A 16917-nucleotide genomic window follows, 5' to 3' on the forward strand; every position below is an offset into this window, starting at 1 on the left:
AATATTATGCACGCATAGTAAATAATCCAATTATTATTTTAAATTTGTCAAGCTTTATCAAAAAAAATAAGTCTTATGAAAATATTAGTTTGCATCAGTCATGTTCCTGATACTACTTCAAAAATCAATTTCGTTAACGGTGATTCAGAATTCGACACCAATGGCGTTCAGTACGTAATCAATCCAAATGACGAATTTGGATTAACAAGAGCCATCTGGTTTCAAGAACAACAAGGCGCAACGGTAACTGTTGTAAATGTTGGTGGGCCAGACACAGAACCTACTTTAAGAAAAGCATTAGCTATTGGAGCCAACGAAGCAATTCGTGTAAATGCTAATCCAACGGATGGTTTCTTCGTAGCCAAACAATTGGCAGAAGTAATTAAAAATGGCGGATACGATTTAGTAATCGCTGGAAAAGAATCATTAGATTACAACGGTGGAATGGTTCCTGGAATGATTGCTGGAATCTTAGGGTACAACTTTTTAAACTCTTGCGTTAGCTTAACCGTAGACGGAAATGCCGTTACTGCTTCTAGAGAAATCGACGGAGGTAAAGAAACTGTAGCTACAACTTTACCATTAATCATTGGAGGTCAAAAAGGATTAGTTGAGGAGAAAGACTTGCGTATTCCAAACATGAGAGGAATTATGACAGCAAGAACAAAAGCGTTAACTATTTTAGAGCCTGTAGATGCTAATGTAGCTACTAAAGCAGTAAAATTTGATAAACCAGCTCCAAAATCTGCAGTTAAATTGGTAGCAGCTGATAACTTGGATGAACTAATCAGTTTATTACATAACGAAGCTAAAGTAATTTAGTATTCAGTTATCAGTTTTTAGTGTTCAGTTTAAAAATCTAAAATAATTCAGTTTTTAGTATCTGTTTTTAAGTTGCAAAACTTTAAATCTTAAGCTTTAAACTCTTAAACAAAAAAATCATGTCAATATTAATATACGCAGAATCTGCAGAAGGAAAATTCAAAAAAGTAGCATTCGAGCTTGCATCTTATGCTAAAAAAGTAGCAGAAACGTTAAGTACTACAGTAACAGCTGTAACTGTAAATGCTGGGGATGTTTCTGAATTGTCAAATTATGGTGTAGATAAAGTTTTAAAAGTGACTAATGACCAATTAGCAACTTTTTCAGCAAAAGCCTATGCCGATGTAATCAAGCAAGCCGCTCAAAAAGAAGGTTCAAAAGTGGTTATTCTTTCATCTACAACAGATAGCATCTATTTGTCTTCATTAGTAGCTGTAGGTTTAGAAGCAGGTTTTGCTTCGAACGTTGTTGGCTTGCCAGTAAGTACAGCTCCTTTTCAAGTAAAAAGAACTGCTTTTTCAAACAAAGCTTTCAATACAACCGAAATTAGCACTGAAGTAAAAGTATTAGGAATTGCTAAAAATTCTTATGGTATTTTTGAAAATGCAAGTTCGTTAACAGAAGAAGCTTTTAATCCAACAATCGATGCAAACGATTTTGGTGTAAAAGTGACTTCAGTTGAAAAAAGTTCAGGAAAAATTGCTATTGCCGATGCTGATATTGTAGTATCAGCAGGACGCGGAATGAAAGGTCCAGAAAATTGGGGAATGATCGAAGAATTAGCAGGAGTTTTAGGCGCTGCAACAGCTTGTTCAAAACCAGTTTCCGACTTAGGATGGAGACCACACGGAGAACACGTAGGGCAAACAGGAAAACCAGTTGCTACTAATTTATACATTGCGGTAGGTATTTCTGGAGCGATTCAACACATTGCAGGTATTAACTCTTCAAAAGTAAAAGTAGTTATCAATAGCGATCCAGAAGCACCTTTCTTTAAAGTGGCTGATTATGGAATTGTTGGTGATGCGTTTGAAATTGTACCTCAATTAATTGAAAAATTCAAAGCTTTCAAAGCACAACATTCATAGTTCTTAGTAGCCAACTTTAAGTTCTTAGCTTTATAAATTTGTTATTGTATACCACTTATAAAAATAACGAAACACTAAGGAACAGTAACTAAGTGCAAATTTAAATCACAATAAAGCTACCCAAAAACAAGATAATCGTATCTTTGCTTTAGGTAGCTTTTTTTTATGCCTTTTTTTGTTTAAAATTGCACCTTTAAAAACCAAATAGCTACCAAAATCAATAGTTGTTTTTTCTATAAAAAATAAATGAGTTTAGTAAAATTAACCATAAAAGGAATATCCTACAGTCAAACACAAAATGGAGCGTATGCTTTGATTTTGAATGAAGTAGATGGCGATCGAAAGTTACCCATTGTTATTGGTGCTTTTGAAGCTCAATCTATCGCTATTGCTTTAGAAAAAGAAATCAAACCACCTCGTCCGTTAACACATGATTTATTTAAAAACTTTGCAGAACGTTTTGATATAGTAGTGAAGCAAGTTATCATTCACAAGTTGGTTGATGGTGTGTTTTATTCTAGTATCATCTGTGAGCGCGATAAAATTGAAGAAATTATTGATGCTAGAACTTCGGATGCTATCGCTTTGGCACTTCGATTTCATGCACCAATTTTCACCTATAAAAATATTTTAGATAAGGCAGGTATCTACTTAAAATCCAACCCAAACCCTACCGATCCAGGGGCAGAAGAAATCGACAGTATTTTGTCTAATCCTCAAACTTTTGGTCATGAAGAAGAAACCAATCTTTCGGGACCAACTTATGCCAATTATAGCCTACAAGAACTAAATGATCTTTTAGACCAAGCAGTAAACAATGAAGACTATGAAAAAGCTGCTAAAATAAGAGATGAAATTTCCAAACGGTAAACATCACTCTGTATCTACATAGGAAAAATTCCAATGAAATATCATGAATCGTGCTCCTCTAACTGTATCCCTATGCAACTAAAACAACTACTTTTTGGCTTTGCCATGCTACTTTCTCAAGTTGTAATGGCCCAAGACTATTATTTGCATTGTGGATCCCTACTAGACACCCAATCAGGCAAAATACATTCCAACAAAACCATTGTTGTTTCCAAAAATAAAATCGTAAAAATTCAAGAAGGTTTTGTCACAAAAGCCAATCCAAATGATATTGAAGTTGACTTAAAAAATAAATACGTATTGCCTGGATTGATTGATCTTCATGTTCATATTGAAGGAGAGCTTAATTCCAAAAGTTACGTTTCAAAATATATTGACAATGAGGCCGATATCGCTTTTCAATCCGTGAATTGTGCAGAAATCACTTTACTGGCTGGTTTTACTACAGTTAGAGACTTAGGAGGAACGGGAGTTAATGTTTCTTTACGAAATGCCATCAACAAAGGATTAATCAAAGGCCCTAGAGTTTATACCGCAGGAAAAGCTATTGCCACAACTGGAGGTCATGCCGACCCAACAAACGGAAGTAATAGAAAATTAGTAGGCGACCCAGGACCACATGAAGGCGTAATCAATTCACCCGAAGATGCTGTTAAAGCTGTTAGGGAACGCTATAAAGAAGGAGCAGATGTAATAAAAATCACTGCAACTGGGGGTGTTTTAAGTGTAGCCAAAAGCGGTAAGAACCCACAATTCTCTATTGAAGAAATAAAAGCCATTACAGCTACTGCCAAAGATTACAACATGCTAACCGCTGCACATGCTCATGGTGACGAAGGCATGCAAAGAGCCATTTTAGGAGGAATAAAAACCATCGAACACGGCACTTTTATGAGTGAAGAAACCATGGATTTAATGAAAAAACATGATGCATATTTAGTACCAACGCTTACTGCTGGAAAAGAAGTGGAAAAGAACGCTGAAGTACCAGGATTCTACCCTGAAATTGTTGTACCAAAGGCACGTGAAGTAGGTCCACAAATTAAAGCAACTTTTGCCAAAGCTTACAAAAAAGGGGTGAAAATTGCCTTTGGAACCGATGCCGGTGTATTTCCACATGGTATAAATGGTAAAGAATTTGGATACATGGTAGAAGCAGGAATGCCTGAAATAGAAGCTATTCAAGCTGCAACTATCACTAATGCTCAATTACTTGGAATCGATAAAGAAGCTGGTCAACTAAAAGAATCTTTTTGGGCAGACATTATCGCTGTAAATGATAACCCTCTCAAAAATATTAAAACATTAGAAGACGTTTCTTTTGTAATGAAAGACGGAAAAATTTATAAAAATCAATAAAACAAGCGGTCCATACTATGAAACAATACCATGACTTAGTTAAGCACGTTTTGGAAAACGGCACACAAAAAGGCGATCGCACTGGAACGGGTACCAAAAGTGTTTTTGGGTATCAAATGCGTTTTGATTTAGCCGAAGGATTTCCAATGGTAACCACCAAAAAGCTCCATTTGAAATCCATTATACATGAGTTACTATGGTTTTTAAAAGGAGAAACCAACATTGCTTACCTACAAGAGCACGGTGTGAAAATATGGGATGCTTGGGCAGACAGCAATGGAGATTTAGGGCCAGTTTACGGCCACCAATGGCGCAATTGGAACAGTGAAGAAATTGATCAAATCTCCGATTTAATTACGGAACTAAAAACCAATCCCAATAGCCGAAGACTATTAGTTTCGGCATGGAATCCATCGGTATTACCAGATACTAAGAAATCCTTTGAAGAAAATGTAGCCAACAACAAAGCTGCATTACCTCCATGTCATGCTTTTTTTCAATTTTATGTAGCTGATGGAAAACTATCCTGTCAATTGTACCAACGCAGTGCTGATATTTTCTTAGGAGTGCCTTTCAATATTGCCTCCTACGCATTACTAACACTTATGATTGCACAAGTCTGTGACTTAGCTCCAGGTGAGTTCATTCATACATTTGGTGATGCTCACATCTATAACAATCATTTTGAACAAATTGAATTGCAACTCTCGAGAGAGCCAAGACCTTTGCCAAAAATGAAACTAAATCCCAATGTAAAAAACATCTTTGATTTCACTTATGAAGATTTCACTCTAGAAGATTACGATCCGCATCCTACTATAAAAGGGAGCGTAGCAGTATAAAAAAAACCGCAATTGCGGTTTTTTTTATACTGCTATCACAGAATTTTCAGCAGCAGCGAAATCATTCCATTTTAAACCATCGGCTTCCGGGTCATTTAAATAATTACCATCAACCAAATACTTGAATTCATAGGTAGCATCTTTTGGTAGATCAAATACACCTTTAAAAGTACCGTTTTTTAATTTTGCCATTGAACCTTCTTCTATATTCCAGTTGTTAAAATCCCCTACTACTGCCGCAGAAACAGCATCTTTTGCCAAAATAGAAAAGGTAACTTTACACACTGGTTTTGTCTTTACGAATTGTTTTTTAATTGCCATAATGCTATGATTTTTATAATTTTATACCAAGTTAAGTATTTAATACACAAAGACAAATACCGTATATTCATTTTTACAACTTAACGCCAATCAATGTTAAAAAATAAATAAAACCATAATTTTAGGGTACATAAAAATTCAAATTCAAAATTTAAAAATCCTCAATAGCAGCCAAATCATTATATAGATTATCACATTTACAAAATAAATTTTATCTTTATCTACAAAAAAATATGGACCAAGCCAATCACGAACAATACGAATATGCCAGACGCAGAATCAAGCAAAAAAAGAGATTGTATTTTCACTTTGTCCTTTTTGCATTGACTAGTATTTTTTTATTTATAGCTCATCGCTTCTTTTCTATTGGCGTAGAAAATAATTGGTGCATATGGGTCATTACTTTTTGGGCTTTTTTATTCGTCCTTCATTTTATAAAAGTATTTATTACGGATCGTTTTATGGATAAAAATTGGGAAAGAGATCAAATTGACCGCTTGATGGCTTTGCAGCAAAAAAAAATAAGTCAATTGGAACGCCAAATCGAAAAAGAAAACAAATAAAAACTCATGATTACACTTATTGCAGCTGTGGCTGATAATCTTGCCTTAGGCAAAAACAATGATTTAATTTGGCACCTCCCTAATGATTTTAAACGATTCAAAGCAATTACCTCAGGACACCACATTATCATGGGGCGAAAAACTTTCGAAAGTTTTCCAAAACCCTTGCCAAATAGAACTCATGTAATCATTACTAGGCAAAAAAACTACCAGCCCGAAGGCTGTATTGTAGTAGATTCTATTGAAAAAGCCATTGAAGCCTGTCCTAAAACAGAAACTATTTATGTGATAGGGGGAGGAGAAATATACAACTTGGCTTTGGCATTTGCGGATCAACTCGACATAACAAGAGTACACCATCATTTTGAAGCCGATACTTTTTTCCCAGAAATTGATCCCAAAATTTGGCAATTATCAGCTTCCGAAAAACATTTGAAAGACGAAAAACACCTCTATGATTATAGTTTTGAAACATATTTGAAAATTAAATAATAGTAATGATTCCAAACAAAAAAACATCCTTTTCAGGATGTTTTCTTTTGTAAAAGAGGGTTAGTTGACGACTTACTCTTGCAATAGTATTTGAGACAACAATAATAAAATACCAAGAAACAAAATCGATCCAGAGACTGAAATTATAATGTTTGATATTTTTTTTGAGTACAACTCAAAATAGCCTTTAATACCAAATACCACAAAGATACTAAAGACGGAAAAAATTATTATTTCCAAAAACAAATTTAATCCTAAGAACGTAGTATGCGCTTCAAAAAAAGTACCGCTTGTGAAAGCGATGTTTTCAAAACTACTTACAAGAACAAATGCGACTATCAGCGCAATAATAAACCATTTGATTTGAGTCTTTAAGGTAATACTAACCATTTTTTCTTCTTTTACAAGGCAAAATTGAATAATATTTTGATACTGTACAATACCCACTTTTAGTGATATTTTGTTTTTTTTTGTTAAAATTAAAAACAAACACAAAAAAACTCCCAAAACAAAAAAATAGGTTCAAAACCAAATCAATTGCTGTGTTAAACGACTTTATAGTATATTTGTAAAAACTAAAAAACAATGTCTGAAAAAGTTACTCCCTATAAAAATTCTCCATTAAGTAAAAAAGAACAAGTGGCTACTATGTTCAATACCATTTCTGGTAATTATGACAATTTAAACCGTGTGATTTCTTTTGGTATTGACATCAAATGGCGCAAAAAAGTCTTGGATCTTGTTGCAAAATCAAAACCTGAAAAAATTCTTGATATAGCAACAGGAACAGGGGATTTGGCTATTTTGATGGCTCAAACAAAAGCCCAAAAAATCGTTGGATTAGACATTTCAGAAGGAATGCTTGCAATAGGGATTCAAAAAATAGCTGAAAAAAAATTATCAGACCGTATTGAAATGATTTTGGGCGACTCCGAAAATATGCCTTTTGAAGATAATTATTTTGACGCTATTACTGTAGCATTTGGAGTAAGAAACTTTGAAAACCTTGAAAAAGGTTTGGGGGAAATTCTCAGAGTTTTGAAACCTGGCGGGACCTTTGTTATTTTAGAAACTTCAGTGCCTGAAAAGACGCCTTACAAACAAGGATATCGTTTTTACAGCCAAAATATTTTACCGCTAATAGGTAAATTATTTTCTAAAGACACCACTGCATATGGTTATTTATCGGAATCATCCGCAGTTTTTCCATATGGCGAACGTTTAAACAATATTTTGAAAGAAACTGGGTTTATAGAAGTAAAGAACATGCCACAAACATTCGGTGTGGCCACTATTTATAGTGCTTCTAAAAAATAATAAGCAACTTCTCTGTTTCCTATGAAAAAAACAACCGTTATCTTTTTTTTACTTTGCACCATTTTCTTGAATGCTCAAAGCAACAAACATCTATTTAGCAAAGACCCCATTATTAACCTAGAAAACTTCCAAAAACAAAAAATTCATTTTGGATTCTATTTAGGCTTTAACGGATATGATTTTAAAATTGACTATAGAAACAATGTCCCTGATATCCTTGTAAAGCGATCAACAGGGTTTAATGTAGGGCTTGTTTCTGATTTAAGATTACAAGAATATATTCATTTGAGATTTGAACCTGGGCTGTATCATACTAAAAGAGACTTGTACTTTCCTAATAGTTATTTCCCTTCCACTCCAAACACAAATGATCTCTTAAGAGAAGTAAACAGCACCTATATTCATTTTCCCCTATTAGTAAAATTCTCTGCATTACGAACTGGAAATGTAAGACCTTATTTGGTTGGAGGAGGCTCCTATACTCTAAATTTATCAAGTAATGCGAAATCTTTGGAAGACAATGCTGAAGGAAGATTCAGAATGAAAACTTGGACACCTAATTATGAAGTAGGATTTGGTATAGATATTTTCTCGGAGTACTTTATTTTTTCGCCCTCTGTTCGTGGGGTTTTTGGAATCAATGACGAATTAATTCGAGACAAAGATCCCAATAGCCCTTGGACTGGCAATATAGAATCGATAAAAAGCAGGGCTATTTTTATCAATTTTACTTTTCATTAATAAACCCTTCTTTTAAATTCACTCAAGACTATTGCAGTTGCGGTTGCAACATTTAAGCTTTCGGTTTGTTGTAAATCACCAAAACGAGGAATGCTAATTCGTTGGGTCACTAAAGCTTCAATTTCAGGAGAAATCCCATTGGCTTCGTTTCCTAAAACAACAATTCCAGAAGTTGAAAGTTTGGATTGGTAAACAACTTCACCCTCCATAAAAGTACCATAAACAGGTAAGTCTGTCGTACTCAAGAACTCCTTTAAATCCAAATAATTTACAGTCACTCTTGCTATAGAACCCATCGTAGCTTGCACAACTTTTGGATTATACAAATCCACGGTTTCTTTGGAACAAATCACTTGACTCACCCCAAACCAATCGCATAATCTTAAAATGGTTCCCATATTTCCAGGGTCCCGAATACTATCTAAGGCCACTATCAATCCTTCTTTCTCTACAGCCCTTTCTTTTGGCATTTTGAATACCGCCAAACAAGTATTAGGTGTAGTTAAAGCACTAATTTTTTTTAAATCTACATCAGAAATTACCGTTTTTTTCGTTGAAGCAACAGTTACAAAATCATCAACAGTTACATATAAATGTTCTAATTCAAAATTAGAATTCAACAACTCATGAATCCCTTTTACCCCTTCGGCAATAAACAATTGATGTGCTATTCTATGTTTTTTTTGATGCAAACTCGATATAAGTTTTATTTGGTTTTTACTAACCATAAAAAAATGTACTTTTGAATTATATTTATAAAGATCACTTGAAAAAGAATTCCACAAAAGTAGTTGCATTTCTTCTAATTGCAATATTTATTTCAGCTTGTAATGCTGTAAAGCGAGTTCCTGAAGGCAAATTTTTACTAACCAAAAACCAAATTCTAGTAAATGAAAAAGCCATCAAGGATCAAACTGTATTGGATCAAATGTATCAAAACCCAAATGGAACTTTTGGAGGATTCAAACTTAGACTTGCCTTATACAACCTTGCCAATTTGAATCCTGACTCTACCTATAAAGCAAAATTTGATTCAAAACCAGGCAAATATGAAAAAATGTCCAAGTGGTTGTCTGCAAAACAAGTAGATCGTCTTGGGGAATCTTTTTATTACAAAGGTATTCATCAATTTCTAAAAAAAATTGGGGAACCTCCTGTAATTATAGATACGATAAAAACAAAAAAAACAGCCAACAGATTGGATAATTTATATTTCAATAGGGGTTATTTTAACGCCAAAACTACTTACTCGATTGATACAGTAGGCACAAAAAAAGCAAAAGTGTACTACAAAATTATGCTTTCAGATCCATTCATTTTAGACACCATTTCAAAGTCAATCACTTCGCCTGAATTAGATTCGTTATACAATACCGCAATTGCCAGCAGCTTAATTCAATCTGGAAAGCCATACAAAACAAGTGATTTTGAAGAAGAAAAGAACAGAATCACTTCTCTTTTTAGAAACAATGGCGCCTTTCAATTTCAACCCAATAATATCAATTTTGAAATTGATACTATTGGCAAAAAAAACAGAGCCAATGTGAATATGCAAATAAAAAATTATAGTTATCAAGAAAATGATAGTACGTATACTGTGCCTTTTAAACTATTCAAAATAAGTGATGTAAAAATATACACTGATTTTTCACAGGCAAACCCTCCTGAAACCGTTACTGACAGCACTGAATATAAAGACTTTAAGCTGTATAGTCATGGGAAATTGAAATACAAACCCTCGGCAATTACTGACGCTGTTTTTATTACAAAAGGAAATATCTTTGCTGATAATAAAACCGTATTAACGAATCGATCCTTGAATAACTTGAAAATTTTTGGTTATCCAACTATACAATACGAAGTAGACAAAAGAGACAGTACAGCAAGGTCTCTCATTGCAAAAATATATCTTACTCCAAGGAAAAAATATAGTTTTAGCACCACTTTAGACTTAACCCATTCCAATATTCAAGATATTGGAATTGGAGCAAGTGTAACAGAAACCATTAGAAACGTTTTCAACAAAGCCGAAACATTAGAAATTGGTCTAAGAGGCAATGTGGGTTCCTCAAAAGATTTTGCGAATCCAAATGATGCTTTTTTTAATGTTACGGAATACGGGATTAATTTGAAACTCAATTTTCCTCGCATACTTTCCCCAATTAATACGGACAAAATTATTCCGAAAAGAATGATTCCCTATACCCAAATCTCATCGGGTTTTAATAAACAAAGAAATATTGGTTTAGACAAAGAAAATTTTACGGGGTTGATGACTTATAATTGGAATCCCATTCGAAATAACAACGTTAGATTAGATTTATTAAACATTCAATTTGTTCGAAATTTAAATCCCGACAACTACTTTAATGTATATGGTTCTTCTTACAAAGCTTTAAATGAAATTGCAAAAAATTTCAATACAAATCCAGCATATGTAGACAGTAAGACCCAAAACTTAATTATAAATTCAGGAACTACAGGTTTTACATACGATGTTTTAACTGCACAAACCACTATTCTTCCCAACTCCAAAGAGTATAAAGAAGTTTTGAGTATTGAAGAACGTAGACAACGCTTAACAGAAAACGACTTTATTCTTGGCACTAGTTACACTTTTACTCAAACCACCAAAAAAGATTTACAAGACAATGCATTTTATCAATTTAAAACAAGAATTGAATCTGCAGGAACATTATTGAGTGTGCTAGCCAAAGCAACTAACCTCCCCAAAAATGCCAATGGAAACTATGAAATTTTCAACCTGCCCTATTCAGAGTATGTAAAACTTGAGTTAGACTATATTAAGCATTGGGATTTTTCTAAAGAAAATATTCTCGCTTTTAGAAGCTTCTTCGGAATTGCAATTCCTTTTGGCAATGCAGACTATGTGCCTTTTTCTAGAAGTTATTTTTCTGGAGGAACCAATGACAATAGAGCATGGCAACCCTATAGCTTGGGGCCAGGAAGTACGGGTTCAATTCTAGATTTCAATGAAGCCAATATGAAAATTGCTTTGAGTGCTGAATTTCGCTTTAAGATAGCTGGTAGTGTAAAAGGAGCCTTTTTTGCAGATGCTGGAAATATATGGAATGTACTTGATGCAACTAAGTTCGAACAAGCATCGTTTACAAGTCTTAAAGATTTAGAAGAAATGGCATTGGGTACTGGATTTGGGATTCGATACGATCTTGATTTCTTTGTTGTACGATTTGACCTAGGGTTCAAAACCTACAATCCTGCCTACTCATCTGGAAGTCGTTGGTTTAAAGATTTAAATTTCACAAAATCAGTCTTAAATTTTGGAATTAATTACCCTTTCTAATGTTAGAAATGATTAATTTTGCAAACTGATATAAAAAAATAAATAACTTAAAAATTAAGTAAAATGGCACATAACATCAAACCAGGAGTTGCTACAGGAGACCAAGTACAGGAGATATTTAAATATGCGAAAGAAAAAGGCTTTGCGCTTCCTGCAGTGAACGTAACTGGATCAAATACTATCAATGGAGTATTAGAAACAGCTGCAAAATTAAACGCACCCGTTATCATTCAATTTTCTAATGGTGGAGCACAATTTAACGCTGGAAAAGGACTTTCAAATGCAGGTGAGAAAGCAGCAATCGCTGGTGCAATCGCTGGTGCAAAACACATTCACACTTTAGCAGAAGCCTATGGAGCTACTGTAATTTTACATACTGATCACTGTGCAAAAAAATTATTACCTTGGATTGACGGTTTATTAGACGCATCTGAAGCTCATTTTGCAGCAACTGGAAAACCATTATTTTCTTCTCACATGATTGACCTGTCTGAAGAACCAATTGAAGAAAATATCGAAATCTGCAAAGGCTATTTAGCTCGTATGAGCAAAATGGGAATGACCCTTGAAATTGAATTAGGAATTACAGGTGGAGAAGAAGATGGTGTAGACAACTCTGATGTTGATAGCTCAAAACTATACACTCAACCTTCTGAAGTATCTTATGCTTATGAAGAATTGTCAAAAGTAAGCCCACGTTTTACTATTGCAGCTTCTTTTGGAAACGTTCACGGTGTTTACAAACCAGGAAACGTAAAATTAACTCCAAAAATCTTGAAAAACTCTCAAGACTATGTACAAGAAAAATTCAACACAGGACACAATCCAGTTGATTTTGTATTCCACGGTGGTTCTGGCTCTACTTTAGAAGAAATCAGAGAAGCAATTGGATACGGTGTAATTAAAATGAACATCGATACGGATTTACAGTTTGCTTTCACAGAAGGAATTCGCGATTATATGGTTAACAATTTAGAGTACTTAAAAACTCAAATTGGAAACCCAGACGGCGCTGATGCTCCAAACAAAAAATACTATGATCCAAGAAAATGGTTAAGAGAAAGCGAAGTGACTTTTAATGCAAGATTAGAACAAGCATTTGCTGACTTAAATAATGTAAATACACTATAAGTGATTCTTTTTTCGCTTTACTATTCTAAATAGGCATAGTAAAGCGAATTTTGAACATTGAACACTTGATTACTGAACACTGAATACTATATAAATGGCTTGGTTTAAAAGAAAAGAAAAAGGAATTACTACTGCTACCGAAGACAAAATGGATGTTCCAAAAGGACTTTGGTACAAATCACCTACTGGAAAAATTATCGATGCGGATGAGCTTGCAAGAAACTTATTTGTAAGTCCTGAAGATGATTTTCATGTTCGAATTGGTAGTGCTACCTATTTTGAAATTTTGTTTGACAACAACGAATTCATGGAGTTGGACAAAAACATGACCTCAAAAGACCCATTGCATTTTGTAGACTCCAAAAAATATTCTGAACGTTTAAAAGATGTGATGGATAAAACACAACTCAAAGATGCTGTAAGAACAGGTGTTGGAAAATCCAAAGGTAAGGAGTTGGTTATTTGCTGCATGGATTTTGCATTTATTGGCGGATCTATGGGAGCCGTTGTAGGGGAGAAAATTGCAAGAGGAATCGATTATGCCATCAAAAACAAATTACCTTTTGTAATGATTTCAAAATCTGGAGGAGCACGTATGATGGAAGCAGCGTATTCATTAATGCAATTAGCTAAAACATCCGTAAAATTAGCACAATTAGCTGAAGCGGGCTTGCCTTACATTTCGTTATGTACAGACCCAACCACTGGAGGAACCACAGCTTCTTATGCAATGTTAGGTGACATCAACATCTCTGAACCTGGTGCGCTAATCGGATTTGCAGGACCACGAGTAGTTCGTGATACAACCGGAAAAGACTTACCAGAAGGCTTCCAAACTGCAGAATTTTTATTAGAACATGGTTTCTTAGATTTCATTACTCCAAGAAAAGAATTGAAAGACAAAATCAACTTGTATATCGATTTAATCCAAAACAACGATATTCGATAAGTCGCTCTACTTTTAAATACAAAATCCCAAGAAATACTATATTCTTGGGATTTTTTTATGTTTGAAATCAAAACTTATCGAACTTTTTGAACTAAAAAGTAGTGTATTTGGTATACTAATCCAAACTACATTCCTGTTCGAATAGCCTCTACTGGATCTAAATTAGCAGCAGAAATCGCTGGTAAAATCCCAGAAAGCAACCCAATAAAGGCTGCCAAACTGGTACCTAAAAGAATATTTCCAAACCCTAAAACAAATTCAAAATCAAGTGCTTTTGTCAAGACTATGGCAATAATCCAAACAAAGAGCAAACCTATAATTCCACCTATTAACGAAAGAATAATCGCTTCGAATAAAAACTGAAATAATATAAATCGATTTTTAGCTCCTAAAGATTTTTGTATTCCGATTAAATTGGTTCGTTCTTTTACCGAAACGAACATAATATTAGCAATTCCAAATCCACCAACCAATAACGAAAATCCACTTATTATCCAGCCAACAACATTCATTTGCCCGATAATTCCGTCGATAAAATCTGTAAACCCAGAAAAAACATTGATGAAAAAGTTATCAATTTCACCCGCTTTTAAACCTCGAAAAGCCCTTAATTTTTGAGTAATTTCCCCTTTATACGCCTCCATATCTACTCCACTCACAGGCTTAAGAATAATAACATTCGTTAAACCATCATTATTATCACCATACAATTGGCGCACAAAATTCACAGGGATAAAAGCAGAAGTATCGTCTTCGTCAAAAATACCAGAACCTTTTTTCTTTAACACCCCAATTACTGTAAAACGCTTACCATACAAACGTACCGTTTTACCAATTGGATCACTACCTTCGAATAAGGATGAAGCAACTTCATCACCTAAAACAATCACTGCAGCACCAGAATTAGCCTCCGACTCATTATAAAATCGACCACGCTCAAACTCTAATCCTTGGATATCGATAAATTCATGGGAAACTGGTACAATATTTACATCACTTATCGTTTTAGATTCATGCTTAATGGATTCTCTTTTGGTAAAAATCTGATAGCCCATTTGTTCCGTATTGGTCATTGCTTCCTTCATGTAAATGTATTCATCATATTTTACATTAGGGAATTGCTCTCTTTTCCATTGTGGAATATCGGTGGGTCCAAAAGAAAATTTCATCAAATAAATAGTGTTCTTATCTAAACTACTTAAATCTTTAGAAATTTTTCGGTCCAAGGAATCCACAGCGGCCAACACGGCAATGATGGAAAAAATACCAATAGTCACACCCAACAAGGAAAGCAAAGTCCTTAATTTATTAGCCAGCAAAGCATTCATTGCAAAACTAAAACTCTCTTTCAACAACCGAAGATATACTAGCATAGACTTAAATATTATGTTAGGCTAAAATTGATTAAATATATGTCAAAAACCTAATGAAAATTATACTGCAATAAGTACGAATTTAAATAAAAATGTTACATCATTTCAGATGAATTTATTTATAAAAATTAACTATTTTTGCACTTTCAAAAAACTACTACAAATGAACACTACTAAAAAAATACAATCTGCCTTAATCTCAGTATTTTCAAAAGAAGGACTTGAGCCGATTGTTAGAAAATTACACGAACAAAATGTCGTATTTTATTCCACAGGAGGAACAGAAGAATTCATTAAAAACCTAGGAATTCCCGTTATCCCAGTTGAAGATGTAACCTCTTACCCTTCTATTTTAGGTGGTAGAGTAAAAACACTACATCCAAAAGTTTTTGGTGGAATTTTAAATCGTCAAGACCATGAAGGTGATGTGCAGCAGATGCAAGAATATAAGATTCCACAAATAGATTTAGTAATTGTTGATTTGTATCCTTTTGAAAAAACCGTTGCTTCTGGAGCTAGTGAGGCAGACATCATCGAAAAAATTGACATTGGCGGAATTTCATTGATTCGTGCTGGAGCCAAGAATTTTAAAGACACTGTAATTGTTTCTTCAATGGATCAATACGGTTTATTTTTAGATATGATTACGAACCAAAATGGAACCACCACACTTGAGGATCGAAAACTTTTGGCTACCAAAGCCTTTCATGTTTCTTCTCATTATGATGGGGCCATTTTCAATTATTTCAACACAGACGAAACCATTTACAAAGAAAGCATTGCCAATGGCCAAGTGCTTCGATATGGAGAAAACCCCCATCAAAAAGGATTCTTCTTTGGTGATTTTGAAGCAATGTTTGATAAAGTTCACGGAAAAGAATTGTCCTACAACAATTTATTAGACGTTGACGCAGCAGTAAACTTAATCAATGAGTTCAAAACTGATGGACCGACATTTGCCATTTTAAAACATAATAATGCATGTGGCCTAGCAACTAGAACCACAATCCGTGAAGCATATACTGCTGCTTTGGCCTGCGACCCTACTTCTGCTTTTGGTGGCGTTCTTATTTCTAACACAAAAATAGATGTTGCTACTGCTATAGAAATCAACAAACTTTTCTGTGAGGTTGTGATTGCTCCAGCTTATGATACAGAGGCATTAACTATTTTACAAGAAAAGAAAAACAGAATTATTTTGGTTCAAAACGAGGTAGCCTTACCAGAAAGACAAGTACGTACTTGCTTAAACGGATTATTGATTCAAGACCGAAACAACATTACTGATCAAGCATCAGATTTAAAAACGGTAACTAAAACCGCACCGACAGAACAAGAAATAAAGGATTTAATTTTTGCTTCCAAAATATGTAAGAATACCAAATCGAACACCATTGTTTTTGCAAAAAACGGTACTCTTATTGCATCAGGTACTGGACAAACCTCTAGAGTTGATGCCTTAATGCAAGCGGTAGATAAAGCCAAAGCCTTTGGATTTAGTCTTGATGGAGCTTCAATGGCAAGTGATGCTTTTTTTCCATTTCCAGATTGTGTAGAACTTGCCAAAAAAGCCGGAATAACTGCTGTAATTCAGCCAGGTGGATCTATAAAAGACGAACTAAGCATCAATTATTGCAACGAAAACAATTTGGCAATGGTATTTACAGGGACACGTCATTTTAAACATTAATTTGTTTAACTTTGTTAAATAATTTTTACAATAC

General features: G+C 34.2%; 17 protein-coding genes. 13 read left to right on the forward strand and 4 right to left on the reverse strand.

Translation table 11 applies throughout. The annotated features are described in order from the left end of the window. Positions 1 to 75: 75 nt before the first annotated feature. The 5 genes from ACSVH5_RS05325 (at position 76) to ACSVH5_RS05345 (ending at position 4981) form a co-directional block, all read left to right on the forward strand. Positions 76 to 822 (forward strand): electron transfer flavoprotein subunit beta/FixA family protein, encoded by a 747-nt coding sequence (locus ACSVH5_RS05325; protein WP_159687800.1) that lies wholly within the window; start codon positions 76 to 78, stop codon positions 820 to 822. A gap of 119 nt (positions 823 to 941) precedes the next feature. Continuing rightward, positions 942 to 1910, forward strand: a complete 969-nt coding sequence (locus ACSVH5_RS05330) for an electron transfer flavoprotein subunit alpha/FixB family protein (RefSeq protein ID WP_438060421.1) — start codon at positions 942 to 944, stop codon at positions 1908 to 1910. 246 nt (positions 1911 to 2156) lie between these two features. Continuing rightward, positions 2157 to 2780 (forward strand): bifunctional nuclease domain-containing protein, encoded by a 624-nt coding sequence (locus tag ACSVH5_RS05335; RefSeq protein WP_438060422.1) that lies wholly within the window; start codon positions 2157 to 2159, stop codon positions 2778 to 2780. 72 nt (positions 2781 to 2852) lie between these two features. Continuing rightward, a complete protein-coding gene (locus ACSVH5_RS05340; protein ID WP_438060423.1) occupies positions 2853 to 4139 on the forward strand; it encodes an amidohydrolase family protein in 1287 nt (428 codons plus the stop codon). Positions 4140 to 4156: 17 nt separating this feature from the next. Beyond that, positions 4157 to 4981: a thymidylate synthase gene (locus tag ACSVH5_RS05345; RefSeq protein ID WP_438060424.1), complete on the forward strand. Its 825-nt coding sequence runs from the start codon at positions 4157 to 4159 to the stop codon at positions 4979 to 4981. 24 nt (positions 4982 to 5005) lie between these two features. Here the strand turns inward: ACSVH5_RS05345 and ACSVH5_RS05350 are convergent, their stop codons facing one another. Then, positions 5006 to 5302 (reverse strand): isoamylase early set domain-containing protein, encoded by a 297-nt coding sequence (locus ACSVH5_RS05350; RefSeq protein WP_438060425.1) that lies wholly within the window; start codon positions 5300 to 5302, stop codon positions 5006 to 5008. Positions 5303 to 5535: 233 nt separating this feature from the next. Between ACSVH5_RS05350 and ACSVH5_RS05355 the strand changes: the two genes are divergently transcribed. Then, positions 5536 to 5865, forward strand: coding sequence for a 2TM domain-containing protein (locus ACSVH5_RS05355; RefSeq protein WP_438060426.1), 330 nt, complete (start codon positions 5536 to 5538; stop codon positions 5863 to 5865). Between the two features lie 6 nt (positions 5866 to 5871). After that, positions 5872 to 6357: a dihydrofolate reductase gene (locus ACSVH5_RS05360; protein WP_438060427.1), complete on the forward strand. Its 486-nt coding sequence runs from the start codon at positions 5872 to 5874 to the stop codon at positions 6355 to 6357. A 72-nt stretch (positions 6358 to 6429) separates the two neighbouring features. On the opposite strand, the gene ACSVH5_RS05365 is transcribed toward ACSVH5_RS05360, so the two are convergent. Then, positions 6430 to 6804, reverse strand: coding sequence for a hypothetical protein (locus ACSVH5_RS05365; protein WP_438060428.1), 375 nt, complete (start codon positions 6802 to 6804; stop codon positions 6430 to 6432). A gap of 138 nt (positions 6805 to 6942) precedes the next feature. Between ACSVH5_RS05365 and ubiE the strand changes: the two genes are divergently transcribed. Together ubiE and ACSVH5_RS05375 are read left to right on the forward strand one after the other, a co-directional pair. Then, positions 6943 to 7674, forward strand: coding sequence for a bifunctional demethylmenaquinone methyltransferase/2-methoxy-6-polyprenyl-1,4-benzoquinol methylase UbiE (gene ubiE / locus ACSVH5_RS05370; protein ID WP_438060429.1), 732 nt, complete (start codon positions 6943 to 6945; stop codon positions 7672 to 7674). 21 nt (positions 7675 to 7695) lie between these two features. Continuing rightward, positions 7696 to 8415 carry a porin family protein gene (locus ACSVH5_RS05375; protein WP_438060430.1) on the forward strand — a complete coding sequence of 240 codons (720 nt, stop codon included), beginning with the start codon at positions 7696 to 7698 and terminating at the stop codon, positions 8413 to 8415. On the opposite strand, the gene ACSVH5_RS05380 is transcribed toward ACSVH5_RS05375, so the two are convergent. Further along, a complete protein-coding gene (locus ACSVH5_RS05380) occupies positions 8412 to 9143 on the reverse strand; it encodes a TrmH family RNA methyltransferase (protein WP_438060431.1) in 732 nt (243 codons plus the stop codon). The genes ACSVH5_RS05375 and ACSVH5_RS05380 overlap by 4 nt on opposite strands. Positions 9144 to 9157: 14 nt before the next feature. Between ACSVH5_RS05380 and ACSVH5_RS05385 the strand changes: the two genes are divergently transcribed. The 3 genes from ACSVH5_RS05385 to accD all read left to right on the forward strand — a co-directional run bounded on the left by ACSVH5_RS05385 (position 9158) and on the right by accD (position 13820). Continuing rightward, positions 9158 to 11740, forward strand: coding sequence for a BamA/TamA family outer membrane protein (locus tag ACSVH5_RS05385; RefSeq protein ID WP_438060432.1), 2583 nt, complete (start codon positions 9158 to 9160; stop codon positions 11738 to 11740). 63 nt (positions 11741 to 11803) lie between these two features. Next, positions 11804 to 12871 (forward strand): class II fructose-bisphosphate aldolase, encoded by a 1068-nt coding sequence (fbaA, locus tag ACSVH5_RS05390; RefSeq protein WP_438060433.1) that lies wholly within the window; start codon positions 11804 to 11806, stop codon positions 12869 to 12871. 94 nt (positions 12872 to 12965) lie between these two features. After that, entirely contained in the window at positions 12966 to 13820 is an 855-nt protein-coding gene (accD, locus tag ACSVH5_RS05395; RefSeq protein WP_438060434.1) for an acetyl-CoA carboxylase, carboxyltransferase subunit beta, read from the forward strand. 125 nt (positions 13821 to 13945) lie between these two features. Here accD and ACSVH5_RS05400 read toward each other — a convergent pair whose 3' ends face one another. After that, positions 13946 to 15193, reverse strand: a complete 1248-nt coding sequence (locus ACSVH5_RS05400) for an ABC transporter permease (protein ID WP_438060435.1) — start codon at positions 15191 to 15193, stop codon at positions 13946 to 13948. A 163-nt stretch (positions 15194 to 15356) separates the two neighbouring features. Here ACSVH5_RS05400 and purH point away from each other — a divergent pair, with 163 nt between their 5' ends. Next, positions 15357 to 16883 carry a bifunctional phosphoribosylaminoimidazolecarboxamide formyltransferase/IMP cyclohydrolase gene (gene purH / locus ACSVH5_RS05405; RefSeq protein ID WP_438060436.1) on the forward strand — a complete coding sequence of 509 codons (1527 nt, stop codon included), beginning with the start codon at positions 15357 to 15359 and terminating at the stop codon, positions 16881 to 16883. Positions 16884 to 16917 lie beyond the last annotated feature (34 nt).

Origin of the sequence: Flavobacterium sp. RSSA_27, assembly GCF_051547125.1 — a bacterium.
Taxonomy (GTDB): Bacteria; Bacteroidota; Bacteroidia; order Flavobacteriales; family Flavobacteriaceae; genus Flavobacterium.